We start from the raw sequence: 23,166 nt of genomic DNA, 5'->3' as shown, positions 1-23,166 counted from the left end.
TATGCTATGATTAAGAAAACACTTTATTTTGGGAATCCGGTCTATTTGTCTTTAAAAAATGCCCAGTTGGTGATTAAATTGCCGGAGGTGGTGAAGAACAGTGCTTTACCCGAAGGGTTCAAACGAATGTCCGAAGTGACTAAGCCAATAGAAGATATTGGAGTAGTGGTGTTGGACAATAAGCAGATAACCATTACTTCGGGAGTATTGGAAGCTTTGCTTGAGAATAATTGTGCAGTCATAACCTGCGATTCTAAAAGTATGCCGGTTGGTTTAATGCTTCCTTTGTATGGGAATACTACACAAAATGAAAGGTTTCGTCATCAACTTGGTGCGTCTCTACCATTGATGAAACAACTTTGGCAGCAAACAATAAAAGCCAAAATAGAGAATCAGACGGTAGTATTGCATGAATGTGCTGGAGAAGAAATAAAGTGTATGAAGGTGTGGGCTGCAGATGTAAAGAGTGGAGATTCTGATAATTTGGAGGCTCGTGCAGCTGCTTATTATTGGAAGAATTTGTTTAAAATAGAAGGCTTTACAAGGGATAGAGAAGGTATTCCTCCTAATAATTTGTTAAATTATGGGTATGCTATTTTGAGGGCAGTTGTTGCTCGTGCTTTGGTGACAAGTGGGCTTCTACCTACTTTGGGAATACATCATCATAATCGTTATAATGCTTATTGTCTGGCAGATGATATAATGGAACCTTATCGCCCTTATGTGGATAGGTTGGTATATGATATATTCAAGGAAGCAGAACCGAATTGTGTTGAATTGACGAGAGAATTGAAAGCGAGGTTACTGACAATTCCTACATTAGAGACTGTTATTTCGGGAAAACGTAGTCCGTTGATGGTAGCTGTTGGGCAGACTACGGCTTCTCTGTATAAATGTTTCAGTGGTGAGTTGCGTAAAATATCCTATCCAGAGATGTGATGGACCGGTTTAGTGAATATCGCATTATGTGGGTATTAGTGTTGTTTGATTTGCCTACCGAAACCAAGAAGGATAAAAAGGCGTATGCGGAATTTAGAAAAAATCTGCAAAAGGATGGATTTACGATGTTCCAGTTCTCTATATATGTCCGTCATTGTGCGAGTTGTGAGAATGCGGAGGTACATATAAAAAGAGTTAAATCTTTCTTACCGGACTATGGAAGTGTCGGAATTATGTGCATTACGGACAAGCAATTTGGAAATATAGCACTTTTTTATGGGAAAAAGACTGTGGATGTGAATACGCCTGGACAACAATTAGAATTATTCTAAAAAAATCCCGCGCAATGGCGGGATTTTTTCAGAAGCAGCATTCTTTTTTTATATTCTAATACTATGTGTAATCGTTTGAATATTAGATTGTTACTTGTAATCAGCTGTTTCCAATGGTTCAAAGATACTAAAATGAAAGCAAATCACAACCTATCCCATGCAAACCTACCAAAACAAACGGCTGTTTCCAATGGTTCAAAGATACTAAAATGAAAGCAAATCACAACACTTGAAGCTTCTAAGTATAATCGCGAACGGCTGTTTCCAATGGTTCAAAGATACTAAAATGAAAGCAAATCACAACCATGCTGTTCCTTTGCTTGATTATACGATTGCTGTTTCCAATGGTTCAAAGATACTAAAATGAAAGCAAATCACAACCATGCCGTTTGATGGATTATAAAATCTTATGCTGTTTCCAATGGTTCAAAGATACTAAAATGAAAGCAAATCACAACTGTTGGCTGTTATGCAAGAAAACGAAAGAGGCTGTTTCCAATGGTTCAAAGATACTAAAATGAAAGCAAATCACAACCCGTTGATCATTGTCATGCAAAAACATTCTGCTGTTTCCAATGGTTCAAAGATACTAAAATGAAAGCAAATCACAACTCGAGAGTCTCTAGCTTTTGTTCGACTAGAGCTGTTTCCAATGGTTCAAAGATACTAAAATGAAAGCAAATCACAACCTGCTCTCGCTGTCAACCACAACTGCATCTGCTGTTTCCAATGGTTCAAAGATACTAAAATGAAAGCAAATCACAACCCGCTTTGATGTTCACCTTACCAAACTGAGGCTGTTTCCAATGGTTCAAAGATACTAAAATGAAAGCAAATCACAACGTTCCTTGGCCTATGGTTACCGATGCTTCTGCTGTTTCCAATGGTTCAAAGATACTAAAATGAAAGCAAATCACAACCGATGCTCATAATATGCAGAAGTAGTATTTGCTGTTTCCAATGGTTCAAAGATACTAAAATGAAAGCAAATCACAACAACTTTTCTCTTCTGATGTTCAGATAATTGGCTGTTTCCAATGGTTCAAAGATACTAAAATGAAAGCAAATCACAACAGAACTTGATTACACTTTTACAAAAGAAACGCTGTTTCCAATGGTTCAAAGATACTAAAATGAAAGCAAATCACAACTACCCAGTAAATATGCGAACACGGAAGAAGCTGTTTCCAATGGTTCAAAGATACTAAAATGAAAGCAAATCACAACAATGAAAAGTGAAACTAAATCTAAGATCTGCTGTTTCCAATGGTTCAAAGATACTAAAATGAAAGCAAATCACAACAGACAAGGCAAAGATATATATTATTTTTTGCTGTTTCCAATGGTTCAAAGATACTAAAATGAAAGCAAATCACAACTTCTTCATACTAAGGACTTGGCTTCTCGTGGCTGTTTCCAATGGTTCAAAGATACTAAAATGAAAGCAAATCACAACGCCCAACCGTTGGCCTTCGTCAATCAGATAGCTGTTTCCAATGGTTCAAAGATACTAAAATGAAAGCAAATCACAACTTGACCCGCCGAGGTCTAAATATATGTGACGCTGTTTCCAATGGTTCAAAGATACTAAAATGAAAGCAAATCACAACTAATTTTTGATTTGTTATTTTTTGTAAAATGCTGTTTCCAATGGTTCAAAGATACTAAAATGAAAGCAAATCACAACAACCGAGTGTAATGCTATGATGTATACAGAGCTGTTTCCAATGGTTCAAAGATACTAAAATGAAAGCAAATCACAACTTTACTTGTTTGACTTATCATCTCTTAATGCTGTTTCCAATGGTTCAAAGATACTAAAATGAAAGCAAATCACAACTAAGGTTCTACTATTTCAAATTTGCATTTAGCTGTTTCCAATGGTTCAAAGATACTAAAATGAAAGCAAATCACAACTTCTTTCTATGGATTGTAGGAGGACAGGTGCTGTTTCCAATGGTTCAAAGATACTAAAATGAAAGCAAATCACAACAAAAACTCCTCATAGGTGAACGGTAATTTGCTGTTTCCAATGGTTCAAAGATACTAAAATGAAAGCAAATCACAACAAAAACTCCTCATAGGTGAACGGTAATTTGCTGTTTCCAATGGTTCAAAGATAGCGAAACTCGCCCACATACGGATAACTTTTGAGGAAATAGTACAAAGTATTTGAGAACTAAAGGAATATGTAGCTTTGTTCCAGATTCTTCCATTTGTGGTTTTTGACCGTTTTTGAGGGAGTTCGGAAAACAAATCGCTACTTATCCGTTGCCTTTTCCGGGTTGAAAAAGAGGGTTGGAAATAGCTTCCATTTCTACTTTTCATATCCTGTTTATCACTGCATGGAACGATGTTTCTTGCTATGTCTATCATGCAAACTTAGTCATATTTTTCCGTATTAGAAAAAAAGACAGGGTTTGTTTGTTAGGCGAAGGACCTTATTCTCCGTTCCGCTATATTTTTCATGCCATTCATTTGCTCGCTATATAATAATTTTGCAAACAAAGGAATTAGTTATGAATCAAGCAAATGTAAAGGTATCGTTCTACCTGAAAAAGAGCGAGGCGGATGTTGACGGAAACTGCCCTGTAATGGCTAAGTTAAGCGTCGGGAAATACTCGGAAGCGGCATTCAGTGTTAAGATGAAAGTGTCACAGTCGCGCTGGACTTCCGGACGTGCATCAGGCAAGAGTGTGGCGGCAAAGGAGATAAACAACCGTCTGGACGAGATTCGTGCAATGGCTTTAAGTATCTACTCAGAACTGTCGGCTGTACGTGACGGTGTGACAGCAGAAGAGATAAAAAGTATTCTGCTAGGAATGGCCAGCGGACAGGAAACTCTTTTGGGCTACTTCAGACGATTTATCAATTGTTTTGAAAAGCGTGTGGGAGTAAACCGCACCATAGGAAGTCTGCGTGCTTACCGGAACGCCTACAACCATATCGAAAGATTCTTGCAGGCAAAATACAAACTTTCCGATATCCCGTTCTCTGCGCTAGACCGTTCCTTTATTGACAAGTATGATTTATACCTTCGGACAGAACGCAATCTCGCCCCCGGAACAATCATCAATCTGACCGTACAACTGAAAACGATTGTCGGCGAGGCCATCGCTGACGGTATCATTACCGCCAGTCCGTTTTTGGGATACGAGCCGGTGCGTCCTAAAGCCGTACAGAAATATCTCACGGCAGAAGAGTTACATAGAATCATGACCACTCCGCTTCACAGACAGACATTATACCATGTCCGTGATATGTTTTTGTTTTCCTGTTTTACCGGGATTTCATATAGAGACATGTGTCTGCTGACTAAAAGCAACCTATGTTCAGCAGAAGATGGGACATGGTGGATAAAAAGTGCCAGACAGAAAACCAAAATAGAATTTGAGATTCCGCTGCTTGATTTGCCGCTACAGATTCTGAAGAAGTACAGCGACACTGCTCCCGATGACAAGTTGCTGCCGATGTACTGCAATTCCATGCTGAACCATTATTTGAAAGAGATTGCGCAAATCTGCCACATAAACCGTCCGTTGGTCTTTCATGCCGCGCGTCATACATACGCTACGGAAATAACGCTTTCCCATAGCGTACCCCTTGAAACAGTCAGCAAAATGCTTGGACACAGTCAGATAGAAACCACCCAGATTTATGCGAAAGTAACCGATGACAAGATAGATGCCGATACAAAGGCACTGAACCGGAAAATTTCAGAACGCTTTTCTGTCGTCATTTAATAAACCCTTAAATGGAAAGTATATGAAACAGAATATTGAGAAACAGAATACCAAACACCGCAGCACATTTGCCGTGCTGTTTTATATCAACCGTACAAAAATACGCAAGGACGGGATGTGCCAGTTGTTGTGCAAGGTGAGCATCGATGCCGAATGGGCTCAGATAGGTACCAAAGTATCTGTCAATCCGGCTATCTGGAATCCGGAGAAAGGGCGTGCAGATGGACGAAGCGAGAATGCCGTTACTGTGAACCGCGCCATAGATGACCTGACAAGCGAGATAGCCGGACATTATGATCGGATAAAGAACAGCCTGGGTTTCATCACGGCAGAACTGGTCAAGAATGCAGTCAAAGGTATCGGACAGAAACCGCTTACCCTGCTGGCTCTCTTCAGGGAACATAATGAGGAATTCAAGAAACGTGTCGGGATAGACCGCATACGGGAGACATACGAGTCCTATCAGCGTTCATACAAACATCTTTCCGCATTTGTACGGGAAAAGAAGGGTATGGAAGATGTCACGTTGCGAAGTCTTGACAGGGTGTTCTATGACGATTTTGAAGTTTTCCTGCGCACCGACCGCAATCTGAAGCCCAAAAGCGTGCATGAGCATCTGTACCGCTTGAAGAAACTCACGGTGCGGGCTGTCAGCCAGGGCACGTTGAGACGAGACCCATACTGCCGTCTGCACCCCGAACTCCCCAAAAGAAGAAGCCGCCACATGAAGCTGGAGGACCTCAAGACATTGATGACTACTCCCGTAGAGAAGCCGCAATTACAATTCGTGAGGGATATGTTCATCTTTTCGACTTTTACCGGACTGGCATATGCGGATTTGAAGAAGTTGTCGGTAAATGATATTACGCAGGCAGACGACGGCACTTGGTGGATTCATATCCACCGCCAAAAGACCGATACGCTTTCCTCTGTCCGTCTGCTGGATATTCCTCTCCAAATCATAGAGAAGTACCGTAGCCAGAGAACCGGGGACAAGGTGTTCAACATTTACGGACGCTGTTATTTTATCATGCTGACAAAAGAATTGGGAAAGACCTATGGATTTGATTTGACCTTCCACCAGGCCCGGCATAATTACGGAACCCACATCACTCTCTCGTTGGGTGTCCCGATAGAGACAGTAAGCCGTATGATGGGACATACCTCCATTTCCACCACGCAAATTTATGCGCAGGTCACGGACTCAAAAGTGGATGAGGACATGAAACGCTTGAGAGCCACCGGCTTCGGTAACAGCATAGAATTATGTGAAGAGGATTTCACGACAAAGAAAAAACGGAAACGGAAATCGCAAGCCGTATGAAAAGGAGAACGGAGAAACAACCGCAACCCGGCAGGTCGTTTCTCCGTTCTGACTTTAATGATGCCAGCTATACCCAGCGTTGTTCTTCCCGGCACCGCTTATAGGCATCGTCCAGTATTTTCATAATGTCGGACTCTTTATAGAGAGCCTTTCCCTGTACCAGGTAGTAAGGGATTACACCAGATGTACGGTATTCCTGCAATGTGCGTCTGCTCACCCGCAGGACATTGGAAAGTTCATCATCCGTAAGGAAGCGTTCACCGTTGAAGAGCGTTCTCGGGATTTCCTCCAATACCGAAAGCATCTTCTCCAATTTCTCCAATCCCTGAAACATCACATCAATGTGTGGGTCTTTCTTGTCTATGAAATGATAGCTCATAATCTGCTCTTTATTAAAGGGTGATAACTCAAATCCAACAATCTCTGTATATCTTCCGGCTTGTAGAAGAGCTTGTTCTTTATACGGCTGAAGGGAAGTATCCCTTTGGCCCGATATGCCTGAAGAGTCTTTTTGTTGATGCGGAGCACATCGCACACTTCCTGGTTGTCCAGCCAGTTTTTCAGACCGAGGTCCTCTACCGGTCGGCAAATGTGTGTCATCCGTTCCTCAAATTTGCAGAAGCGGATACGCAGCTCTTCAAAAGTCTGTTTGTCAATACATACAAGTTCCATATTCTTTTCTGTTTTATTATTCCACCTGGTTTTTCAGTTTTGCCGGCATACGTTTCCCCTTCTGGTTGAGGAATGCCTCTACCTCAGAAGACTTGTAATAGGTACGCCCGTCAATCATGTAATACGCCACGAGTTTCTTCTGGCGGTAGCGTGCGAGGGTGCGCTTGGTTATGCCGAGCAGCTCGCACATGTCCTGATTGTCCAGCAGCTTGTCGCCGTCAAGGGCGGAAGTCTGGCGGTTCATGCGGTTCAGTCTGTCTTCAATCTTATCGAACCGTTCCATGATCTGATGGATCATCATCTGGAAGGTTTCACGGTCTATCTGTATCATAATACGGTCTGTCTTTGAGTGTAAATAATCGGTTGATTACACCTTGTCGCGCAACAGGTTATATTATGATATAGGGCTAACGGCATGCCAATGGCACCATATTTCATGAAACGACATAGATATTCCATTGAAATACAGCTAAATAAAATTTATCAGAGAAAAGGAATGATGGAAATACAACCTTGCAGGATGCAAGAAATCTCGCAAAACGCAAGTTACATCCTGCAAGGATTGCGGTAAATCAGGCGGCAGATGCCGTTGGAAAAAGCAACGGCTTTATGCAACTTCCACTGCCGGGAAGGAAGAATGTTCTGTACGGAATGTCCCTTCCCCATAGAATAAGGAAACAGATAAACTATAAATTCATCCACAAGATTGTAGTGGAAAAGTCCCCGAAGAAGTTCAAGGGATTCTGCATCATGAACTTCTGCCAGATAGGTAAAAGAAGCGTTTTTGTGGTCTTTCTCGCAGAGCAGATCCAGAATGGAGTGAGGTAGAATCCAGGCATTGCAGTGTTCCCGCCAATGAACAAACCCTTTTCTATGGTTCATTACCCATTGCGTCAGCACGTTGTCAGGTTCAGGCAGGAAACCATCCAGCGTCATTACCGTTACAGCCTGTATCTTTGCCATGTCATCTGTCAAAAAAAAGAAGCGTGGTTATCACGCACTCAGACAGAGGCTCTGGTAAAGCCTAAAGGAGAATACGCAATACCACGCTATGACAAAGCATAGCATAAGCATTACGCAATCATTCTCCTTTAACGTCAATTTACCAGATTTCTGTCTGAGAAGCTTGCGCTCTTATGTTATATACAATCGGTAACCGTCTCACAGACGATATGCCGCTTTTTCTCTATTTACTTGCAAATGTACACATATTCAGCGAGATTTTCATTAGCTACGGACTTCATTTTTTAATTCAACCCGTATTTTTTCATCTTTCTGTACAGCGTTGCCGGATTGATCTTGAGCATCGCTGCCGCCTGTTCCCGGTGTCCGTTGCAGGCTTTAAGGGCATTAATGATGTTCATTTTCTCCTGCGATTCATCTTTCAGCGGGCGGATAGCAGGTTTGACTGTTGATTCATTATCATGCTGATGGATTTCTGTATCCAACCCTTCCATTTCCAATACCGGTGATTCCGAAATAAGCACGGAGCGTTTCACCCGGTTTTGCACTTCACGCACGTTACCCGGCCAAGGATAGGCAAGCATCTTGCTTCTGGCATCATCGGAAAAACCACTTGTTTCGCGTTTCAACTCCTTTGAATAGCGTTCACGGAAAAACTCGGCCAAGGGAAGGATGTCCTCCGGGCATTCAGCCAACGATGGCTGTTGAATTTCAAATTCGTTCAAGCGGTGATAGAGGTCTTCCCTGAACCGCCCTTCCTTGATAGCCTGCTGCAAATCCTCGTTTGTGGCAGAGACTATCCGCACATCCGCTATCCGTTCCTTGCTGCTGCCGATTGGCGTATAGGTACTTTCCTGCAACACACGGAGAAGCATGGATTGAATTTCAAAGGACATTGTTCCGATTTCATCCAGAAACAATGTTCCGCCTTTGGCCATGTCGAAGTAACCTGCCTTGGCGGTATCGGCACCGGTAAACGCCCCTTTCTCATGTCCGAAGAGAAGCGAAGCCGCCAGTTCTCGGGGCAATGCTCCGCAATTTACAGCCACAAAGGGTTTGTTCCACCGTTCGCTGCCCTGATGGATACTCTGTGCCACCGATTCCTTGCCGGTTCCGTTGGCGCCAAGTATCATTACAGCCATTTCCGAAGGAGCCACCAGCCGGGCGTATTTTTCCACCTGTTCTATTTTCGGACTTGTCCGGTGAAACAGCACCTTCTCCTTCTTCCGTACCGTAACCATAGGCCGGAACACATCCTCGGCCAATTCCAGCAGATGCTCCCTGTGTACCGGTTTGGGCAGGTAGTCTATTGCACCCAGTTTGATAGTACGTACCACATCCGAAACTGATACATATTCGGTTGTGATGATGAATGGGATATCCCTCTTTTCCTTGCGTAGCCATTCCAGTAGGGAGATGCCGTCCCCTTCCGGCAGACGCACATCCGAAAGAATCAAATCGAATGTAATCTTACGTATCAACGAGCGGGCAACCGGCTCGTTCATGGCCGTTACCGCATCATATCCCGCCTGTGCAAACCAGTCCTTCTGCATCTGCGACAAGCTTATATTGTCCTCAACTATCAGTATTTTCCGTTTCATTTTCCAGTTTTTTTATTTCGTTCTTCGCTTCCGCTATCAGCATGGCGGTATATTCCATGATTCGTTTTGTATGTTCCCGTACGGTGTCATTGCCTGTGGTGCTGTCTTTTAGCAGGCTCCGATAGGCGGACAAGGTATTTTCCATCTGCAACAATTCCCACATCGGCTGCATACGGTGGGCAATCTCACGCAGCCTTTTCCGGTCATTGCCATGCATGGCCGAAGCGAGTTCATCCGCGTCTTGTCTTGACTGCTCAATAAAGGAGCCTAACAGTTTTGCCTTGTCATCGACCTCTGCCAGCATCGTGCTGAAGTCCACTTTCCGGTTTTCATCCTTCCGGCAAGTCTTTATGGTCGAAAGCAGACCCAGCAAATCCGAAAGAAAGAACGGTTTGTAGATGCAGGCCGCAAATCCGGCTTCCTGATAGTCTTTCTTCCCGTAATCGCTGCGTGCGGTCATGGCGACTACGGGTATTGTACGCGAATTGCCGATGGTTGAGCCACGTAAAAGGGCAAGCAGCTCGAACCCGTCGGTACCGGGCATCTGTATGTCAGAGAGAAGTACGTCGTAATCCATGTCGCGCATGGCCTTGACCACCTCCTTGACCGAAGCGCATGCCGTACATGCTATACCGTTGCGTTCCAGCATCTGCTTGATGACATCCCTCTGCATGATGTTGTCATCGATGATCAGTACACGATGAGGAAGGTGTTCAAGATGCAGTTCAACCGGCTTCTCGTTTTCCACCGGTTCGTCCGTTTGCCTTAACGGAAGGGTTACACGGAACGTGCTTCCCTGCTCGATGGAACTTGTCACCCTGATATTTCCGTCAAGCAGTTTTACGAGCCCTTGCGTGATAGACAGCCCCAAGCCATGTCCGTCGGCATTGGCGGCAGAATCCTTGCGCTCGAAAGGACGGAAGATACGTGAAAGCGTCTCCTCGGTCATACCGATGCCGGTATCCTTGATTTCCAACGTCAGAATTCCGTTGTGATAACGGACATGGAAACTGATTGTGCCGGATTCGGTGAATTTAACCGCATTGACAAGCAGGTTGTGCATGATCTGTTCTATGCGGACCGCATCGCCATATAGCCTGACTTCCGTATCCTTGAAATCACTGACAAACCGGATGCCCTTGTCGTTGGCTATATGCGAGAATCCCACAGCAGTACGCTCCAGCATTTCTTGAAGGTTAAACGGGACATCCCTGCGTTTCTCGTTCGCTTCGTTCAGGTGGTACACATCCAGCAGGTTGTTGAGAAGGTGTACCACATGGAGGCATTCGTCTCCGATGTGTTTCAGGAAAATATTTCGCTGCATTTCCTCCTCCGTTTTCATGGCCAATTCAAGGTTCCCGGTTATGATGCTCAAAGGGGTCTTGATGTCGTGCGACAAGGTAAGGATGATACTCTTACGCATATTAAGGAGTGCCGTATTCTGTTTGATTGTTTCCTCCAATTGTATTTTCGTCCTTGTTTTTTCTCGTAAGTCCCTTTGAATAATCAAGTAAGATATAGCAAGCATAAAAAGAGCAGATGAAACGAGCCATGTTATAATAAGAGTAGATTGATCGTACGATTTTTGAAGATTATGTTCCTTTTCTTGAAGAATACATTTAGTCTGCTCATCCATTGAGGTAATTAAGGTGCGAAGTTCCTTATTGAGTTCCTTATTGTGTTTACGCAAACTATCAATATTCGTATCTATGGACTCCTGATGTTCTCTTTGAAAGGAGAGAATTTTTTTATTTAACGACTGTAATACAGAAGATTCAGAAGGTGTAATTTTTACTGTCTCTTTTGCACCCAAAAAACCAGCAAGTCCTTTTTTCTTGCGTATAATGGTTTTAGATTGAAATTCTTTGGGTAAGCTTTTGAGTGGCAAATCATTATAATTCTCTTGTCTACGAAACGCCTGCATGATTTGGTAAAGATGCTCTTCTTTACTGGCAAGCATATGTCTAAGGGAGTCAATTTGCTCTTTGCTGACAAACTCCACGTTTTCCTTGTGCATGGATTGCAGTATAGAGTCTACGCGGAGACGGAGTGAACAATAGCTTGTATAATCGTCCTCTTCCCAGGCAAGTGCAGTTTCGCCATGCATAGCAAGAAGCGTGATGTAACGGTGGGCTGTATTCACATTGTGCTGTACATGGTGAAGGTGTTTCATTTCAGTCTCTATCTGAAGAACTCGGCTACGTTCGTGTAACAAAATAGCGACCATGCTTCCTATGACTACTATGCATATCAAATAACCGAATAGAATTTTATGCTGTAATAATAATTTCATATTTAGTTTCAGAACAATAAAAAATAGATAAATTCCATTGAAAAATTCATCTTTATACAGAGATGTCTAAAAGAAAGAGAAGACACTGTTTTGGAATGGGTATGTGATTATAGGTACTCATTGCTTATATTTTGGCTATTTGTTGAATTTTAATACAAATTTCCGCGAAACCAATTTAGTGTTCGTAGAATTTATTCTTGAAAACTTGTTCTTTAATAATTGCAGACTCTGGACTAAGGTATCCTGTTATATATGTTTATTATATGTTGCTCCTGTATCTTCTTTAGAATAACTCCAAAAACAGCAAATAAGCACGGATGAAGAAAGAAGTTTTGTTATACAATTTTTCATATAAATCTTATTTTCGGATTCCTGTTATTGCAGTTATTCTAAATACTTTACAATTGTCATTATAAAGAATAAGAATGATAACTTCGTCATGTTTTACTGCCTCTTCATTTGATTCAATGTCAGAGTAGAAATTACATATCCGCCGCCGAATGTCAGTTCGAGGTTTCTGTCATCCCCTGTCTGGTTTACATTCAGAGTCAGACGGATGGAATAAGGTGACGCGGACAGGAGCTCTATCTTTCCCCATGTCTTTTCGCATACAGTATAAGGCAATGCCTGCTTCCAGTCATCATCCGTGACCTCATAGAGACAGTCATCTGTATTGATCAGAGACAGGAATCCATAGTTAGCGTTTTTGCCTATAGCTGTAATCGTGACATCAGTCGCGGAACCATCCAATTTGCCATGATATAAAAGTGAGTTTATGGGAGACAGAACTACCCCTGTCGTTTTAAACTCAATACCTTGAAATTTTTCATATTCATCGCCGCAGGAGGTAAGGCAGTGACAGCAGGTAACATATCCAAGAGCAGACAACAGCAAGAATAACAGTCTTCTGAGAGTTATTTTAGTTTGATTAAACATAGAAAGCTTCATACTACTTTATTTAATTGAATCAGAGGTGAAATATAGTAGCCATTACCGTGACGATGGGAGCGTCTATTCCAGCTAAAACCCTAGAACGACCATCCGAAGCCGAGGTACGGGTAGAAGAAAGACTTTGTGACTCCATGTTTGTCACCAAAATTAAAGGACGGAGACACTCCTATACGAAACATGAATCCGCCGGCGCGCTCATAGCGGTAGCCGATGTCTCCGAAGAGGAAATAACCGAACTGACAGCCCGATGACGTATAGTAATAAGATTCAGAAACCTTTTCATAGGTATTATACCTATCTGAATACCATTCGAGATTGTTATAATATGCCACTTCTCCCTTCACGCGATAAATCCCCAGACTTGCACCGAAGCCCAGCTCCAGCTTGCTGTTCTTCTTTCCGAGAAGGTAGTTCAGCTCCAGCGGCACACCTACGCCCTTGATACTCTCGTCAAACCAGCCCGAGTTTCTGCCATAGCCATAACCGATACCTACCCGGTATCCCAAACCGTATGTACCTTTGAAACGGCTGTCGTAGTTGATACCTACCGTGTTTTGGGCACCCAGAATCTCGACAGAGATATGACGTGTCTTTTGGGCAAACAGACTGGTTGCTGCAAAAAGCAATATTGTGATTAAGATGATTCTCATGTATGAATTTACGACTAATTATTTTCAAAACATATAATATCCCATTCCATTATCTCTCAATATTAGAGTAAATCATTTGAGTTAGATATAATGGATTCTTATGTAAAAACATAGCCCCTACTTTGTAAGAGCTATGTAACCTAACCATTAGTTGACATTTACATTTGTGTCTGCATTCACATCGTATGGAGCGTCTTGCCAAGGCATCTCTTCAACTTCCCATTTAATCTGATCAAGAACCTGGGTACCGTCATCTTTATATCCACCACCGAAGATCAGCGTATATACATATCTCTTACCCGGTTCCCATTTTACACCAAAAGGAACGAATAATCTCCAAGCCTTTTCTTCACTACCCCACAGATAAACCCCATTTTGCTTAATTTTACACAAAACTGAAAGATAACTTTGCTTTTCTTGATTTGCCTGATCAATCGTCTTAGTTTCCGGAGTCCACTTTGTAAGTTCCTGCGGCAAATACATCTTGCCAGTTAATTCTTTGGCTTCTGTTCCAATTTCCATAATCGGAGTTTCAAGGTTCTTCGGTTCAAACGCGATGTGTTGCTTTTCTTGAGTATCCCAATCTTTCATGGAAATATCTGTACCAGTCTGTGGTAATGTCAAGTCACCATCAACAGCAATGTTGTGGATCTGGATATCTTCAACATCAACTCTCATGGATTCCATTTCTGTTTTTGCTTTGAAGCATGCCTGTGAGAGTGCATGTTTGAATAATATCTTAACCTTTCCTGCGTTCGTATTTTTGTCCACCCCTCGTGAAATGGCGTACATCAAGTCTTTCTGAAATTTAGCATTGGTAGGTACAGAATAACGCACCACTTGTTTTGAGGCAGAAAAGACCTCCACGCTATATACTCCGCTAGGGTCTGGTTGTGGATGGAATGCAAAGAAATTCAGTTTTTTGTCCGTAGGCCAGTATGCCTTGTCTGCCGGGTTAGCATAATCCCACGCAGAACCATTGTGTCGGATTTCAACACCCTGGCTTAATTCGTAATCGGATTCGCTCAGGCTTTTTCCTATGAACAGTTTGCCATCAGTCTCTGTGAAAGCATAGACATCAAACGGACTGTCTTTAAGGTTAACACTATTGGTTTCGTTGACAGCTCTGGTGGTTACTCCCGATGTCAGTGCGTGAAAACCTACAACGGCGTTAGTTTCGTTGGTCGTCAACTCATCGTTAGTACAACTTACTGCCAATGCAGCCAATGCAAGAATGTAAAAGCTCTTTTTTTTCATAATTTTGCGTTTCTTATTGTTTAATTAAAAAATTATTATTCTACAATGGAATATCTATTTCAATGTCTTCCCAACCTTCAACTTCCGGATCGAAAAAACCTTCAGTGTCATCGGTGTCATCACCACCATCGGGATGTGCCAAATTTAAATCAACTACAATACTAAAATCCTCCATGGGTAAACCTATCGGATTCTCGCAATGTATCTGTTGTGTCACATCAATATCTAACTTTTTGTATTTATTATCCTTATACACTGCGTATATAGACAGAATGTGGACATGTTCGCTCGTTCTTCTATTTTCAGGGGTGAATCCGCCTCCAAACATATAGAACCATCCTTGCTGCTTCCATTTATCTACTTCAAATACTATATTATGCTGTATTCCATCTTCATGCCTTTCCACACAACATCCGGTATAGAGTTCCAATTCGGCTGAACATCCCGACAGTACAGCATAGATAGCATCTGCTTTTTCCAACCTTTCAATGCCATTTATCCTATAGTCCACCCTTGCTGTTCGTCTGATGGGTTTTGCCGTTATCAACCTGGACGTTTCGGAATCTGTAAGCGCAACCCTTAGGTTCTCCAAGCACAAAAAATCAGGAGCCTCATAATATATTCCTTTCAATTTGCGAGAAACAGGAGTCGTTACTATTTTGCCTGCATCTGTCTCCTTAAAGATGTTTCCATATTGACCCACATTATAGGCTGTAAACTCATACGCTCCATTAGGAATCATTACTATACCACCTTCCGGTGGCAAGGCAAATTCTACGACAGTATTTGTTTCTTCATTACGAAAGACGACAGCAACCACTTTCGGAATATTCTCCTCGCGAATATTGCTCCAATCAAAAAGGATTCTTACCTCTTGGTCATGTGGATGACTATAACACAAGTCTTTATGCTCACAAGAGACAAGAGACAAGAGACAAGAGCAAAACAATATCGAAATGATACCCATTCTCATCTTATACCTCCTTTCTGTGCATTTTTGTTGCCTCTTCCAATCAACCAAACTAGAGATATTTCTGCTTTTGTCGGACCGAACCAATTCATCCTGCGAGTTTTCTGCCATACATAGTGATCATCAATAGGAAGATATTCTTTGTAAATGCCACCTAAATAGCCTAGACCCAATGTGAAATCCATATTTAGGCGTGAGGTCAGTGGAAGAGAGTAACCATAACTTACACCACATCCATAGGTCCATTTATCACCCAGATAACCACGGCCACCCAATTCGAAATCATAAGTTAACATCTGAGCGTATACACCTAAATGATGTCCGCTTAGAGGTTTTATGTCAGACTTTTTGCCCAGCCAACGTCTTATCTCAAAATCACCGCCATAGGTACGCCAATAGTTATGCTTACGATCACTTTTCCACCAAGCATACATCCAATTCAAACTGGCTGACCATTTTTTACCAAGATAGAATTCAATTCCGATATTCGGAATCAACAATGCATCGTATGTCAAATTGGTTTTTATAGCCATGTAGAACGGTTTCTTATTACCAATTACCGGAACGTAAATGGTATCGCATTCTATTTCTTTGACTGGTATATAGACTGTATCCGTAACATGGATATAAACCGTATCGGGCATGAAAACGGATGCACAAGGTTTTCTTTCTTTTGCAAACTGAATAATAGTGGAACGTAGTTCAGGAAAAACTTTTTGATATAGATAAGCATAGATCCTACCACTATGTAGAGTTCTAATTTCATCAAAGTATTTATACTTCTCCGCTTCATCCAAAATCATCAACTGTTCCACAATGTTAATTGCTTCTGCTTGAAATGGAATGCCTTTATCCCTTCTAACCAAATCCAGAAGTCGATTCCAGTCACTTCCTTTAAAATGCACGTCAATTGTGCTTATTTTTTTCTGCACATTGGTTGAAAGAAATTCAATAATCGCATCTGCTCGTTTTTTCGAAAGACTGCTATTTATTGATATGCCCCCTTCCGGAGAAGTCCACCCTTTGATAGATATATTATTATAATACAAAGTAGTATCCTCAATTGACGAACACAATTCCAACAGACGCTCCAACTCCAATTTGTTGCTTCTTAATTTCATATCAAGATCAGCTCTCCCTTGATAAAAGAAAATTCGGACAGAATCTTTCTGGACCTGCGCATGTAACATGTTCGCACCATATATAGAATAGAGTGCAACAATCAAGCCACATAATAAGGTTGTCAAATTTCTGTTCATACTAATATATTATACATTCGTTATCTATTTCGAGTGCAAAATTAACTCCGATTTTTCTTCCCAACAAAGAGCCAAACAACTATTTTATACTTGTTTACACTTTAAGTTTTATGGCATAATACTTGATTTACTGGTTATATCTACTTATTTATACTTATAATAATAGTAGTATATAATTATAATGCTTATCTTATCAATTTCATGATACTTATGGCACTTTATATACTTTATGTTGCATACTTACCCTAATTATCCGATTAAACCTCGAATACTTATAATGACTACATATTATAGATAAATATTTGGTTTTCAATAAAAAACTAATTATATTTGCACCTAATAAAAACAAACATATACATTAACAACTGAAAATCGATTAATTATGACAGTAGGAACCGTATATCGACAGCTTATTGATAATTCGATAGAAGAAGGTACTATAATGGAACATCAGCAAAAGAACGTATTCCTTCTTTTCTTAGGCATTGTATTTCTCTGTATTCCAACTTACACCTTCAGTATACCATTCCCGGGAACACTGTACTATTATATGAATGCGATTAAGTTTGCGGCATTGGTGGTGTTTACTACACTTTACTCCACAAAGAAAATCAATATCAATACAGCGTTTTCTTCCATCTTAATCGTTATACATATAGAAAAATGTATAGAAATAATCTATTGTTCTATACATAATGATTACTCTTTTCAACGATTACTCATTATGAGTAATATGGTAATGTCAATATTATATATCATGATTGCTATCTGCGCATATATGTATAAAGTATCCATCCTGTTATCCATATTAGCTGTTGCTTCATATATAGCCTGTGTTGTTGTCACGCATGGACCTTTTTTGACCTCTTTTCTCCCTTTGATAATCATTATATATAGTATGGTAGCAATACTGGGACGGCTGTTAAATAAAAACATCAATTCCCTTCAGAAGGAATACAATACCCTGAAGGCAGAAGAGGCCTCCCTCTTAAAATCGCTTCAGATGAGCAGAAAAGAACTGTTTGCATTTGCCGAGCTCGCAAACAATGACAATACGGAAGAAAAGAACGGTTCGCTGCTAAGCATATTGGGGGAAAAGACAAAAAAGAACCTCTATGCAGCCATTACTTCACACATGAAAGAAGAAAAGAGCCACATTGAGGTGCTCCGGACCATATTTCCAGAACTATCCCCATCTGAGTTAAGCATCTGCCGACTGATTGTGCAGGATAAGACAGTCAGTCAGATATGTGAAATACTGCATAGAAGTAGCGGCAACATTACAAGTCAGCGCTCAAGCATAAGAAGCAAGCTCAACCTAGACAAAAATGACAATTTGAAAGAAGTTTTATTGGAGCGGATGAGGGCGTATGAAGAACAAGTACATATATAAATGCGGTTGACTATCTATTCATATATTTATCGGATTCACTTTCATCGTTTCCAGATTCAGGTACAGCCCGTGATGCTCAATCATCCCGTTGCGGAACATCTTCCACAGGATATTGCAGCCGAGTTGTGCCAGCGTGGAATTGATGAACAGGTCCTGCCTGTCCAATGCTTCCGCCAGCGAGCAGCTTGGACCGGAGTCTTCTTCCTTTACCCGAGAGTATCGCACGAAACGGGTGATTACTTTCAAGGTACTGACAGTTTCATACAGTTTGGATGCCGGCTGTTTTATTTTTTTCGGCACCGTACCCATAACGACCTGTCCCGTGGTCTGCGTGTTTCCGAAATCCATCCAATACAAAGGGGTTTCGTAAGTGCAGAATGTCGGTTGTGGCAAAGCCTTCAACAGGTTCCACAGGTCTATCCGGGATTTGATGTTGTCCGTACAAGTGATTGTGATATTGGCCAGATTATCCCGTCGGGCATCCTTCAATACGGTCGGATAGATGTCCGGCTGCGCCTTCCAGTCGTTGCCGAAGAAATTGTTTATCCGGGAGACAAGGCATTGCGCCTTGTTCTGTCCCAGATCAGACGGCCCGAACAGCTGACGGCCGATGTTGGCTTCCGTCACGATGTCGGGATCATACAGGGTCACGAACAGCCCCGGGTGTCCGAGTCCTCTCAATGCAGTATCAAGTCGGGCCAGACAGGTAAGCACCTGCGAGCCTGTTCCTCCCGCTCCAATCAGATTTACTGTTACCGGATGCTGCGGGTTTACCAGATAGTTGTCAATATAGTGTACTCTTTTCATTTCAGGATGTCTTTAAGTTTCAGATTGTTCAATGGTTTTAATTCTTCGAGGTCGAAAGGTCTGTTCCTGGCTGCTTTTGTCACCAGAACAAGATTAGATCGGGTCGGGTTTCCGTTGCCTCCCAAGTGGGAGAACTCCGTCAGCCAGAATTTCTTTTCCCAGTATTGCAGCAGCTTTTCGTAGGTCATATCTTTCTGTTTCTCTAAATTGGCAGAACCCAGACATACGCCGGATCCGGTCACGTTGAAGAACGGTGCGGCATATAGTGGCGTATCCTTGTCGGGTGTATCGCCCTTGTAGGCATATATATTCATCCCGTGTTCCCCCGCCTCGTAAATCACTCCAGGCAGGTTGTATTCCGCATTGTCGATTTTAAGCTCCGGACCGAAGAACATCATCCTTTTACCCGGAGGATTGTACCATACATACCGTTCGCTTCCCTTGCGTGAATCGCAATACATCAGGTTGGACGGTATTTTTCCGTAGGGCGTGCTGCCGTGCCTTTCCGAATACCCCTTCACCAGTTCGTTCATGAATTCCAGGGTCACCGGCCTTCCTTCCGTCATATTCCCCCGGTCGTCTATATCCCGTACCTCCAGAAAGAAAATCCTCTCATTCTCCGAGGTGTAGGCAATCAGTGCCGCCTTGGGGATAAGCAAAGTCTTTAAGGTTCTTGTAAGTTCGTTTGTCTCTATCATGATGTTCAAATGATTATGTTGATGAATTTGTCCGCCCATTGTAGAAATCGCTCCGGATAGTCATCCATGCAGAATAACTTTTCCGTTTCCGGTGACAGGGCGAGTGTCGTTGCAGGTATGATGTCGTAGGTCTCCCTGCTATATGAATTGTAGTAATCTACCAGGTAGTCTGTCACCATATCGTTGCTGTCATAGACTACACGGATCTGCTGGTGGAGATACATCGGCAGGCATTCAGGCTCCTCTTCATAGAAAGGGTCGTAACTGTATTCCATGATGCCATGCTCCGGTGACAGGAAGTCCAATCCCTCCTTCATGGCGGAGACCAGCGACCGCTCATAGTCGTTTTGGGGCTCATACCGGTCAAGTGCTTTCGGAAGGTTCTTGTAGTAACACCTGTTTTCCACCCTCCGGAGCAACGCTTGTACTTTGCCGATCTCATAGGAGCGCAGAAGTTTCAGATGGTTTCTTCTTTCCTCCGCTGTCTCGTCCGGAATTCCTTCCGAGATCCATGTCAGCACATAGTCCGTATCGTCCTCGTCCAGCACGGTCTGTATTCCGTTTGCCTTCATCAGTTGATGGATAAACGTGATGGAGATACGCCTCAGTTCCGGATTGAGATCTTCCACGAATTTCACCGGAAAATAATACAATGTCAGTACGCCCCAACAATGGGTTTTCCAGAGCCTAAACAGCAACCGTCCGTTTTGCTCTTCTATATTGACATTCAGTTCTTCTCCGACAAGGACTTCCATTTCTTCGTGCAGTTTTGCGATTCCTTCGCCGAATGTACGTCCCGGAGTATGTACCGCTTCCTTTCCCAAGAGGCAGGCATACCTGAAATAAGAATCACGCAGGAATTCATAATTTTCCTGCGTGATGAGATTGTACCTGTTTCCTCCGGTGTCTTCCACGAAGAGACTCGGCAGCGGTCTGGGCAGAAACGTGGTGTTCAGAAAAGAGGAACGGCACCGCTTGGCACCGTTATCCTTTCTTTCCTGTCCGTTCCATACCGGATATTGCGCACGGTCTGTCCGATGATGAGCCTTGCCAGCCGTTCCGCCTGCTGTTCGTCCAATGGTACACATGATTTCTTCTGTTTCTTGTTGTTGTCTTTATCCATAACCGTCAGCCTTTTGTCCCGATGGTTGTCTTGAACTCGTACATGGTCCTGTCATCCCGGATGACGGGACCATGTACGGTTGCCGTGGTCAGTTCCGGATAGAAGTTCGAATAATAACTCATGACCACATCCGGAGAAAGGTTCGGATCCGGGTCTTGAAGGGTTACATACTCTGTTCCTTTCTTGAATTTGAATGTACGTGACATCCCTTTGATTTGAAGAGCCATAGTTTATCGGGTTTGATAAGGTGAATATTTCGGTTCCAGCATGGATTGCGGAAAGTCTATGTAATCCTCGTAGTCTTTCGGATTGTAGGCCGGTTGTTCAGAATCGGAGAAGTAAAGCTGCTGCTGTTCATCCTCCTGCAGGAAGGATTCATCCTGCCATCCTCCCGTTGCCGGAGGCATTCCATACATATCCTGTCCGGATCCGGTGTTTTGTGAAGCATAGTGAGGATGCGGTTGCAGTGGCTGGCGTACCGGCTGCTGTTCCGGTTGCTGTAGCATCCACAACCCTGACTGTTGTTGTGCCTGCAGTACAGGAGGCTGTCCGAATTCCGGTCTTTCCGGCTGTTGCATAGGAGCCTGCCTTTGCGGTTGCCTGCTTGCTGGAGCTTGCCGAGCAGGGGCATAAGCCGCTTGTGGCTGCATGACCTGCTGCGGTTGCGGTTGTGTACGGTTCTGTACTACCGGTTGCTGTTCCGGTTGGGGCTGCCGTTCCATCAGGTCAAAGAGGCTTCCCTTGTTCATTTCCTTGTCGACAGCCTGAATCTTTTCTTCAATCCCTTTCAGCTGTGCTTCATTCGCATGGGATTTTGCCTGTCCGAGCAGGTTGAGGGCTTCCCGATAATTCTTGGCGGTAGTCATTTCTTCCGCCTTCTTCATCAGCTTCTCGTATTTTTCCCGTTTTTCCCTCTCTTCCTTTGACTCTTTGGACTTCGCTTCCCTGGCGGCCTTGCTGTTGGCTGCCGCCTTGTCTGCCTGTGCCTCGAACTGGGCCATGTTCGCAATCAGGCCGCCGGCCTTCTGTATCGGCCGTGTGACGGTCTGAAGGAATCCCGCGTCAAGTTCCTGCGGTGTGCCTGTAACGGTCAGCGGAACAATATGGTTCTGAGCCTCGTCCTTGAGCCCGTTTGACTTGGGTAATGTGGCAACGGTCAGTTGTCCGTTCGCTTTGCGGATGACAATCGTGAGATCCACGTTTTCTGTCATCATCTGGTGGATTGCTGTGAAAAACATAACTTAAATTATTTAATGGTAAAACGATTTGTTTCAATATTCCCGGAAAAATTCAGCCAAAAGCCTGTTCCTGTCGGGATGGTTGCAGATTTCCAATACCGGATTCAACAGCGTGGAGACAGGTACGGGACCTGTCGCTCCCCTGCCGGGCAGCTTGATGTGCGGTTCCGGCATCCGGATTTTTCTCTTTTTCTCTATCACCGGAATCCATGCCGGAGCCGGTGACTGTCTTGCGATAATTGTCTGTTGCATACTCCTTTTATTTAAATCGTGAATATCCGGGCTTTGGCAGCCCGTTGAACTACAAGGCCCTTTACTGCAAATGCTTCCGGAAAGACAAGGTTTTCGGGAAAAATACCGCAGCAGAGCGAGGATGATTTTTCCCGGGAAACCCCGCAAGGGGCCTGACCTTGTCGTCCGTACAGAAGCATTTGCCACCTTTGCCCTGTAGTTCTTCGGTCTGTCAATGGCTGTATTTTCATCCTTCCTGCTCCTGCTGTTTCTACTTTCCCTATATGACGGACATGGCAGATACAAAAAGAGCCGCCCCTCAAGGCAGCTCCGTTCCGTACGCTGTTTCTGTCGGAATCCATATTATAATAGGTATAGCATATCCGGTTCATGTTTCCTCCTGTTTGCTAAAAGACCAGATAACTGAGGATGCAGAAAAGTATGGCAGCGGCCACCAGCAGGCAGGCTATCTTATACAGGAACCTGAAGAATCCCCTGAAGCAGACAATGGCTACCGCTGCCCATACGGGGGATATTCCCCGTGAATACAGATAACTGAATACGGCAAAGGCAACAAGCACCAATGCCGCCATCCTGATCCGTTTGTCTGTTTTCAACCTTTTGATAAATTCTCTTGTTCTCATGACCATACAATGTTAATCGGTGAAACATGTCATTTCCTATTTCGGGGGCCGGAAAGCGGACCGCCTCCACAGGCAAGG

24 protein-coding genes and 1 CRISPR repeat array are annotated in these 23,166 nt (G+C 43.1%); of the genes, 5 read left to right on the top strand and 19 right to left on the bottom strand.

The window, feature by feature from the left end; all coding sequences use genetic code 11:
* The first annotated feature begins 6 nt into the window (after positions 1-6).
* The 4 genes from cas1 to H1A11_RS08795 all read left to right on the top strand — a co-directional run bounded on the left by cas1 (position 7) and on the right by H1A11_RS08795 (position 6,338).
* Positions 7-939: a type II CRISPR-associated endonuclease Cas1 gene (gene cas1, locus H1A11_RS08810; protein ID WP_005832238.1), complete on the top strand. Its 933-nt coding sequence runs from the start codon at positions 7-9 to the stop codon at positions 937-939.
* Positions 939-1,271, top strand: coding sequence for a CRISPR-associated endonuclease Cas2 (gene cas2, locus H1A11_RS08805; protein ID WP_005832235.1), 333 nt, complete (start codon positions 939-941; stop codon positions 1,269-1,271). The genes cas1 and cas2 overlap by 1 nt, the downstream gene beginning before the upstream one ends.
* 103 nt (positions 1,272-1,374) lie before the next feature.
* Positions 1,375-3,111: direct repeats of the CRISPR family, unit length 47 nt; unit sequence GCTGTTTCCAATGGTTCAAAGATACTAAAATGAAAGCAAATCACAAC.
* 679 nt (positions 3,112-3,790) lie between these two features.
* Positions 3,791-5,014 (top strand): site-specific integrase, encoded by a 1,224-nt coding sequence (locus tag H1A11_RS08800; protein ID WP_181758033.1) that lies wholly within the window; start codon positions 3,791-3,793, stop codon positions 5,012-5,014.
* Positions 5,015-5,036: 22 nt separating this feature from the next.
* Positions 5,037-6,338 carry a site-specific integrase gene (locus tag H1A11_RS08795; RefSeq protein WP_121956547.1) on the top strand — a complete coding sequence of 434 codons (1,302 nt, stop codon included), beginning with the start codon at positions 5,037-5,039 and terminating at the stop codon, positions 6,336-6,338.
* 67 nt (positions 6,339-6,405) lie between these two features.
* On the opposite strand, the gene H1A11_RS08790 is transcribed toward H1A11_RS08795, so the two are convergent.
* The 11 genes from H1A11_RS08790 to H1A11_RS08740 all read right to left on the bottom strand — a co-directional run bounded on the left by H1A11_RS08790 (position 6,406) and on the right by H1A11_RS08740 (position 16,954).
* Positions 6,406-6,717, bottom strand: coding sequence for a helix-turn-helix domain-containing protein (locus H1A11_RS08790; protein ID WP_121956546.1), 312 nt, complete (start codon positions 6,715-6,717; stop codon positions 6,406-6,408).
* Positions 6,714-7,010: a helix-turn-helix domain-containing protein gene (locus H1A11_RS08785; protein ID WP_009135689.1), complete on the bottom strand. Its 297-nt coding sequence runs from the start codon at positions 7,008-7,010 to the stop codon at positions 6,714-6,716. The genes H1A11_RS08790 and H1A11_RS08785 overlap by 4 nt, the downstream gene beginning before the upstream one ends.
* Before the next feature lie 16 nt (positions 7,011-7,026).
* A complete protein-coding gene (locus H1A11_RS08780) occupies positions 7,027-7,341 on the bottom strand; it encodes a helix-turn-helix domain-containing protein (protein WP_121956545.1) in 315 nt (104 codons plus the stop codon).
* Between the two features lie 215 nt (positions 7,342-7,556).
* Positions 7,557-7,973: a hypothetical protein gene (locus H1A11_RS08775; RefSeq protein WP_121956544.1), complete on the bottom strand. Its 417-nt coding sequence runs from the start codon at positions 7,971-7,973 to the stop codon at positions 7,557-7,559.
* Positions 7,974-8,257: 284 nt separating this feature from the next.
* A complete protein-coding gene (locus tag H1A11_RS08770; RefSeq protein ID WP_057325882.1) occupies positions 8,258-9,574 on the bottom strand; it encodes a sigma-54 dependent transcriptional regulator in 1,317 nt (438 codons plus the stop codon).
* Positions 9,549-11,867, bottom strand: a complete 2,319-nt coding sequence (locus H1A11_RS08765; protein WP_132215710.1) for an ATP-binding protein — start codon at positions 11,865-11,867, stop codon at positions 9,549-9,551. Before H1A11_RS08765 ends, H1A11_RS08770 begins: the two co-directional genes overlap by 26 nt.
* A gap of 444 nt (positions 11,868-12,311) precedes the next feature.
* Positions 12,312-12,617 carry a hypothetical protein gene (locus tag H1A11_RS08760; RefSeq protein WP_129643657.1) on the bottom strand — a complete coding sequence of 102 codons (306 nt, stop codon included), beginning with the start codon at positions 12,615-12,617 and terminating at the stop codon, positions 12,312-12,314.
* Positions 12,618-12,895: 278 nt separating this feature from the next.
* Positions 12,896-13,468, bottom strand: coding sequence for a hypothetical protein (locus H1A11_RS08755; protein WP_057325885.1), 573 nt, complete (start codon positions 13,466-13,468; stop codon positions 12,896-12,898).
* Positions 13,469-13,615: 147 nt separating this feature from the next.
* Positions 13,616-14,725, bottom strand: a complete 1,110-nt coding sequence (locus H1A11_RS08750; protein ID WP_181758032.1) for a fimbrillin family protein — start codon at positions 14,723-14,725, stop codon at positions 13,616-13,618.
* 40 nt (positions 14,726-14,765) lie between these two features.
* Positions 14,766-15,698 (bottom strand): DUF5119 domain-containing protein, encoded by a 933-nt coding sequence (locus tag H1A11_RS08745; protein ID WP_181758031.1) that lies wholly within the window; start codon positions 15,696-15,698, stop codon positions 14,766-14,768.
* Positions 15,695-16,954 carry a DUF3575 domain-containing protein gene (locus H1A11_RS08740; protein WP_032945897.1) on the bottom strand — a complete coding sequence of 420 codons (1,260 nt, stop codon included), beginning with the start codon at positions 16,952-16,954 and terminating at the stop codon, positions 15,695-15,697. Before H1A11_RS08740 ends, H1A11_RS08745 begins: the two co-directional genes overlap by 4 nt.
* A gap of 898 nt (positions 16,955-17,852) precedes the next feature.
* Between H1A11_RS08740 and H1A11_RS08735 the strand changes: the two genes are divergently transcribed.
* The gene (locus tag H1A11_RS08735; RefSeq protein WP_181758030.1) at positions 17,853-18,347 is read left to right on the top strand and encodes a LuxR C-terminal-related transcriptional regulator; all 495 of its coding nucleotides are present in this window, start codon (positions 17,853-17,855) and stop codon (positions 18,345-18,347) included.
* An 18-nt stretch (positions 18,348-18,365) separates the two neighbouring features.
* On the opposite strand, the gene H1A11_RS08730 is transcribed toward H1A11_RS08735, so the two are convergent.
* From H1A11_RS08730 to H1A11_RS08695, 8 genes are read right to left on the bottom strand one after another with little or no spacing between them, the layout of a single operon-like run.
* Positions 18,366-19,154, bottom strand: a complete 789-nt coding sequence (locus tag H1A11_RS08730) for a PRTRC system ThiF family protein (RefSeq protein WP_032945896.1) — start codon at positions 19,152-19,154, stop codon at positions 18,366-18,368.
* Entirely contained in the window at positions 19,151-19,852 is a 702-nt protein-coding gene (locus H1A11_RS08725; RefSeq protein ID WP_032945970.1) for a prokaryotic E2 ligase family D protein, read from the bottom strand. The genes H1A11_RS08730 and H1A11_RS08725 overlap by 4 nt, the downstream gene beginning before the upstream one ends.
* Positions 19,853-19,857: 5 nt before the next feature.
* On the bottom strand, positions 19,858-20,940 hold the full coding sequence (locus tag H1A11_RS08720; protein ID WP_032945894.1) for a hypothetical protein: 1,083 nt from the start codon (positions 20,938-20,940) through the stop codon (positions 19,858-19,860).
* Positions 20,941-20,980: 40 nt separating this feature from the next.
* Positions 20,981-21,202, bottom strand: coding sequence for a PRTRC system protein C (locus H1A11_RS08715; protein ID WP_032945893.1), 222 nt, complete (start codon positions 21,200-21,202; stop codon positions 20,981-20,983).
* Between the two features lie 3 nt (positions 21,203-21,205).
* Positions 21,206-22,213, bottom strand: a complete 1,008-nt coding sequence (locus H1A11_RS08710) for a PRTRC system protein E (RefSeq protein ID WP_181758029.1) — start codon at positions 22,211-22,213, stop codon at positions 21,206-21,208.
* 33 nt (positions 22,214-22,246) lie between these two features.
* Positions 22,247-22,465, bottom strand: coding sequence for a hypothetical protein (locus H1A11_RS08705; RefSeq protein ID WP_032945891.1), 219 nt, complete (start codon positions 22,463-22,465; stop codon positions 22,247-22,249).
* A gap of 11 nt (positions 22,466-22,476) precedes the next feature.
* Positions 22,477-22,836: a hypothetical protein gene (locus H1A11_RS08700; protein ID WP_227187223.1), complete on the bottom strand. Its 360-nt coding sequence runs from the start codon at positions 22,834-22,836 to the stop codon at positions 22,477-22,479.
* 15 nt (positions 22,837-22,851) lie between these two features.
* Positions 22,852-23,088: a hypothetical protein gene (locus H1A11_RS08695; RefSeq protein ID WP_032945890.1), complete on the bottom strand. Its 237-nt coding sequence runs from the start codon at positions 23,086-23,088 to the stop codon at positions 22,852-22,854.
* Positions 23,089-23,166: the final 78 nt, after the last annotated feature.

Source organism: Bacteroides sp. CACC 737, from assembly GCF_013874375.1.
Lineage (GTDB): Bacteria > Bacteroidota > Bacteroidia > Bacteroidales > Bacteroidaceae > Bacteroides > Bacteroides uniformis.
The sequence above is the reverse complement of the archived record's forward strand: the minus strand, read 5'-3'. Positions and strand labels throughout refer to the sequence as shown.